Below are 822 nucleotides of genomic sequence, written 5' to 3'. Positions count from 1 at the left end.
CTTGAGACTATCTCCGCCTGAAAGAGAGTCGGACGGCAACCGACCGAAACCTAAGCGCTAATACGGCGCCGATGGTCGCGGAAAGCCAAATTTCCGCGGTTCGAGCGTACGATCGTGCCGTAACAATAGCCTGCCACGAAGGGAGGTGCTATTTGCCATGCGCAAAATTACAGTTGACGGTATGGACGCGATCTTGCTCCTTGATGACCTAGCGTTAGTTATCGATTTAGAAGAAGAGGCGGTAATCGTTACTCGATTCGTAAACCGTGGGGACGGCGAGATAGAGTACGATCACAAGCGCGGACACTTTGAAATACCGATCAAACTTCGTGACTATGCCCGAATCCAGTCCGCCAAGACTGAACTCGAAGCACTAGTCGCAGCACTTGCCGTTTAATCTCCGTCCGTACTGTAGATGCGGCGCCAACCGATCTGCGGACCTCCATACGGACATGTTTTAATGATCGGGGACGCTGCAGAGTCCGTTAGGTACCGATCAGGCAGAAACGCCGCGCCAACGGTGGATCTGCGAGGGGAGCTCGGAGCGGTATAGGTGGCTGCTTCGGGCTCTTTCGGTTTTATATAAAGTAGTACGTATGTTCCCGTTTGAAGGTTTCAAAAATATTTTCCTCAAAAGTGCGCCATTTCTCGTCGACCGTCGACGTAACTATCGAAAGCGAAAATGAAAAATTTATTTCCGCGGAAGTGTGCGAAAGAAAACCACGTGGATATAATCCGGTATAAACGCAAAACGATAGGAGGTTCGCAGGCATGTCGCTAGTTAAAGCCGCAGATACTTCGTTGTCAACGGACATCACCGTC

Annotated in this window: 2 protein-coding genes; one reads left to right on the top strand and one right to left on the bottom strand. The window is 50.6% G+C overall.

Annotation, left to right across the window (positions count from 1 at the left end; all coding sequences use genetic code 11):
• The first annotated feature begins 157 nt into the window (after positions 1-157).
• Positions 158-397, top strand: coding sequence for a hypothetical protein (locus tag ABEA66_RS36080; protein ID WP_345595374.1), 240 nt, complete (start codon positions 158-160; stop codon positions 395-397).
• Between the two features lie 181 nt (positions 398-578).
• On the opposite strand, the gene ABEA66_RS36075 is transcribed toward ABEA66_RS36080, so the two are convergent.
• On the bottom strand, positions 579-822 hold a 244-nt coding region (locus tag ABEA66_RS36075), incomplete at its 5' end, for a hypothetical protein (RefSeq protein ID WP_345595372.1).

The sequence above is a fragment of the Paenibacillus vulneris genome (assembly GCF_039543185.1).
Lineage (GTDB): Bacteria > Bacillota > Bacilli > Paenibacillales > NBRC-103111 > Paenibacillus_S > Paenibacillus_S vulneris.
The sequence above is the reverse complement of the archived record's forward strand: the minus strand, read 5'-3'. Positions and strand labels throughout refer to the sequence as shown.